The 4,413-nt window shown below is 65.4% G+C and carries 4 protein-coding genes; all 4 read right to left on the bottom strand.

Translation table 11 applies throughout. From position 1 onward, the window contains the following. Window positions 1-16: 16 nt before the first annotated feature. On the bottom strand, window positions 17-2,638 hold the full coding sequence (gene clpB / locus ACT6Y9_RS08925) for an ATP-dependent chaperone ClpB (protein WP_443744278.1): 2,622 nt from the start codon (window positions 2,636-2,638) through the stop codon (window positions 17-19). Window positions 2,639-2,844: 206 nt separating this feature from the next. Next, window positions 2,845-3,303 carry a molybdopterin synthase catalytic subunit MoaE gene (moaE, locus tag ACT6Y9_RS08920; protein WP_443744277.1) on the bottom strand — a complete coding sequence of 153 codons (459 nt, stop codon included), beginning with the start codon at window positions 3,301-3,303 and terminating at the stop codon, window positions 2,845-2,847. Between the two features lie 11 nt (window positions 3,304-3,314). Continuing rightward, window positions 3,315-3,572, bottom strand: coding sequence for a molybdopterin converting factor subunit 1 (moaD, locus tag ACT6Y9_RS08915; RefSeq protein WP_443744276.1), 258 nt, complete (start codon window positions 3,570-3,572; stop codon window positions 3,315-3,317). Window positions 3,573-3,610: 38 nt separating this feature from the next. After that, window positions 3,611-4,413: molybdopterin molybdotransferase MoeA (locus ACT6Y9_RS08910; RefSeq protein ID WP_443744275.1), on the bottom strand; the 803-nt coding region annotated here is incomplete at its 5' end.

Genomic DNA, 4,413 nt, shown 5'->3' with positions numbered 1-4,413 from the left:
CTTCGGGATCCCCGCCTCAGGCCTTCTTCTCCTCCGTCTTTTTCTCGACGGTGAAGGTGAAGTCCTCTTCGGCCACGTCCACCTTGACGGTGTCCTCGGGACCGGCCTTGCCTTCGAGCAGGAGCCGCGCGATGCCGTTCTCGATGCGGTCCTGGATGGCGCGGCGCAGAGGCCGAGCGCCGAACTGCGGATCGAACCCGACCTTGGCGATTTCATCCAGGGCGGCGTCGGTGACGATGAGCCCGATCTGCTGCTCGGTCATGCGCTTCCTGAGCGACGTGAGCTGGATTTCGGCAATCTTCCTCACGTTCGCCGCGTCGAGCGAATTGAAGACCACGATCTCGTCGATGCGGTTGACGAACTCGGGACGGAAGTGCTGGCGCACCTCCTGCATCACCGCGTCCTTCACCTTCTCGTGCGGCTCGCCCGTCATCTCCATGATTTCATGGGCGCCGAGGTTCGACGTCATGACGATCACGGTGTTCTTGAAGTCCACCGTCCGGCCCTGACCATCGGTCATGCGGCCGTCGTCGAGGACCTGCAGAAGCACGTTGAAGACGTCCGGATGGGCCTTCTCGACTTCATCGAGAAGAATCACCGAATAGGGTTTCCTGCGGACGGCCTCCGTCAGGTAGCCGCCCTCTTCGTAGCCGACGTATCCCGGAGGCGCACCGATCAGACGTGCGACGCTGTGCTTCTCCATGAACTCGCTCATGTCGATGCGGATCATCGCCTCGTCCGTGTCGAAGAGGAATTCGGCGAGCGCCTTCGTGAGCTCGGTCTTGCCCACGCCCGTGGGCCCGAGGAAGAGGAAGCTGCCGTACGGGCGGTTCGGATCCGAGAGGCCGGCGCGGCTTCTCAGAATCGTCTCCGTGACGCGGCGCACCGCCTCGTCCTGGCCGACCACGCGCTTCTCAAGGGCTTCGGCCATGTGCAGGAGCTTCTGACGTTCACCCTCCATCATCTTCGAAACCGGAATGCCCGTGGCGCGGCTCACGACCTCGGCGATCTCTTCGGCGCCCACGCTCGTGCGCAGGAGCTTCGGACCCGTCTTCGCCTCGCCCTTCTGGGTCTCCTTCTCGGCCTTTTCGGCGCGCTTGAGCTTCTCCTCAAGCTTCGGAAGAACCGCGTACTGGAGCTCGGCGAGCTTCTCGTACTGGGCCTTCCTCTTGTACTCGTCCATCTGACGGTGCACGCGGTCGATCTCGTCGCGCACGGACTTCTCGCCCAACGCTTCGCTCTTCTCCTTCTTCCAGACCTCTTCGAGGTCGGAGTACTCGCGCGAGAGCTTGGCGATTTCTTCTTCGATCGCGGCAAGGCGCTTCTTGGAGGCGTCGTCCGTCTCCTTCTTCATCGCCTCGCGCTCGATCTTGAGCTGAATCAGACGGCGGTCGAGCTTGTCGAGCGCCTCGGGCTTGGAGTCGATCTCCATCTTCACGCGGGCCGCGGCCTCATCGATCAGGTCGATCGCCTTGTCGGGGAGGTAGCGGTCGGTGATGTAGCGGTGCGAGAGCTCGGCGGCCGCGACGATTGCAGGGTCCGTGATCTCGACGCCGTGGTGCGCCTCGTACTTCTCCTGCAGGCCGCGCAGAATGGCGATCGTGTCCTCAACCGAGGGCTCGTCCACCATGACCTTCTGGAAGCGGCGCTCAAGGGCGGCGTCCTTCTCGACGTACTTGCGGTACTCGTCGAGCGTCGTGGCGCCGATCACATGGAGTTCGCCGCGCGCAAGGGCGGGCTTCAACATGTTGCCCGCGTCCATGCTGCCTTCGGTCTTGCCCGCGCCCACGACCGTGTGGATCTCGTCGATGAAGAGAATCACGCGGCCCTGTTGGTCGGTCACTTCCTTGAGGAGCTTCTTCAGGCGCTCTTCAAACTCGCCGCGGTACTTGGCGCCCGCAATGAGGCCCGCCATGTCGAGCGAGAGGATGGTCTTGCCGCGCAGCGTATCGGGCACTTCGTTGTTGACGATGCGCTGTGCGAGCCCCTCGACGACGGCGGTCTTGCCGACGCCCGGTTCGCCGATCAGCACGGGGTTGTTCTTCGTGCGGCGCTGCAGAATCTGCATCGTGCGGCGGATTTCGTCGTCGCGGCCGATCACCGGGTCGAGCCTGCCTTCGCGGGCGCGCTGCGTGAGGTCGATCGTGTACTTCTTCAGAGCCTCGCGCTGGTTCTCGGCGTCGGGGTTGTCCGCCTTGTCGGAACCGCGCACGGCCTTGATCGCCTCCTCCATCGCGCGGCGGGTGAGGCCCGCCTCCTTGGCGAGGCGCCCGGCCTCCGTGCGGTCCTCCGTGAGGGCGAGCAGGAACATTTCGGTCGAAATGAACTCGTCGCCCGCCTTCATCGCCTCCTTTTCCGTGAGGTTGAGGAGGTTCATGAGGTCGCGCGAAACCTGGATGTCGCCGCCTTGACCCGTCACCTTCGGCAGACGGTCGATGGCGTCGTTGACGTCGCGCGCGAGGCGCGCAATGTTGACGCCCGCACGCTCGAGAAGGCTACGGCTCGAACCCTCGGTGTCGGCGAGGACGGCACTCAGGAGATGCAGGGGCTCCATGATCTGGTTGTCATGGGCGAGCGCAATGGACTGCGCCTCTCCGAGGGCATCCTGGAACTTCGTCGTGAGCTTGTCTTGACGCATATGTCTGAAATCTCCTTTTGCCGCGCGCCCGTCCCGCGGGCGCAGCGGTTCATTCGGGAGTGCGGCGCCTCAGCGGGGCCCCGCCCTCCCGGACATGACATTCATATGGAGACGGTCCCGAGAAAGTTCAAGGGCGCGTCCCCGGTAGGAACGCGCCCCGTTACAAAGGGTTGCAAATTCAAGTGGACGGGATTGGGTCCGCTCCGCTAGGCCCAACGGGCTCGGGCGTGATCGTCGGACTCCCGCGCGTCCACCCAGCGCTCGCCCTCCGGCGTGGTCTCCCGCTTCCAGAAGGGCGCCTCGGTCTTCAGCCAGTCCATGACGTACTCGCACCCTTGGAAGGCTTCGCCGCGGTGCGCGGCCGAGACGAGGCAGAGCACGATCTGATCGCCCACCTGAAGTTCGCCCACGCGGTGGATCACCACGACGTCGATGAGGTGAAAACGCTCGCGCGCCTTCTCGACGATCTTCGCGAGCGCCTTCTCGGTCATGCCCGGATAGTGCTCGAGCGTCATCTTGGAGACGCGCGCGCCGTCGTTGGCGTCGCGCACGACGCCAACGAACGAGACGACGCCGCCCGCCGAGGGGCTTTCGCGCCGCACGGCCGCGAGCTCTGCTTCAACGGAAAAGTCCTCCGGGCCCACGCGGATCAGGGTCTTCGCCACGGCGCCTCTCCTCAGCCGCCGGTGACGGGCGGGAAGAAGGCGACTTCGTCGCCCGCCTTCACGGCCGCGACATCATCGGCCATCTCCTGATTCACGGCGCCGCGGATGCGCCTGAGGTTCGCGAACGCCGCGTCCCAGGGGGCGCCGCGGGCGACGAGCGCCTCGCGCACGCCCGCGAGCGTCGTCGCTTCGCCCGGGAGTTCAACCGTCTCTTCGCCGCGGCCGACCTTGTCGCGCAAGCTTGCAAAATAGAGCACCTTGATCTGCAACTTCTGTTTCCTTCTCAAAAAATGGCGAATCGGGGATGTCACGCAAAAAACTGCGCGAAGGGGTAGTAGTCGACCACGTCGCCGCGCGCCACCGATGCCCCCGCGGGGATGTCCACGAGGCCGTCGGCCCAGGCGCACGACGAAAGCACCTGCGAATTCTGCATGTGGTAGAGGTCGAGCCCGCCCTCGAAGTTGCGCCGCACGCGCACGAACTCCTCACGGTCGCCGGGCTTCGCCCAGTCAAAGTCCGCGCGGATCTTGAGGGGCTGCAGGCGTACGGCCGAAAGTCCCATGCAGCGCATGAGGAAGGGGCGCGCCATCATCAGGAAGACCACGAACCCGGAAACGGGGTTCCCGGGGAGCCCCACGAAGGGAACCTCGCCCACGCGCCCGAAGGCGAGGGGCTTGCCGGGCTTCAACTTCACGCGCCAGAGGTCGATGCGGCCGAGCGCCTCGACGGCGGGCTTGATGTGGTCCTCTTCGCCCACCGACATGCCGCCCGTCGTGAGGATCACGTCGGAGGTTTCCGCGGCGTGAAGAAGCGCGCGCTTCGTCGCCTCGAGGTTGTCGGGAATGGAGCCGAGGTCGGTCGCTTCGCAGCCGAGCGTCTGCAGGAGGCTCCTCAGCATGAAGCGGTTGGAGTTGTAAATGCCGCCCGGACGGAGGGGTTCGCCGGGCTGCACGAGTTCGTCGCCCGAGAAGAAGACCCCGACGCGCAGTTTGCGGTACACCGTGACGTAGGCGCGCCCGACCGCGGCGATGAGCCCGATCACGGCGGGCGTGAGGCGCTCGCCGCGCTTCACGATCACCTTCCCCGCGGAGACGTCCGAACCCCGCCGGC

This window comes from Sutterella sp. (assembly GCF_052272535.1).
Taxonomy (GTDB): domain Bacteria; phylum Pseudomonadota; class Gammaproteobacteria; order Burkholderiales; family Burkholderiaceae_F; genus Sutterella.
This window is presented reverse-complemented; position numbering and strand designations above follow the sequence as displayed.

What these genes read in the sequence shown, in the direction of transcription:
- clpB (WP_443744278.1), bottom strand. Translation starts at nt 2,638, where the DNA reads ATGCGTCAAGACAAGCTCACGACGAAGTTCCAGGATGCCCTCGGAGAG.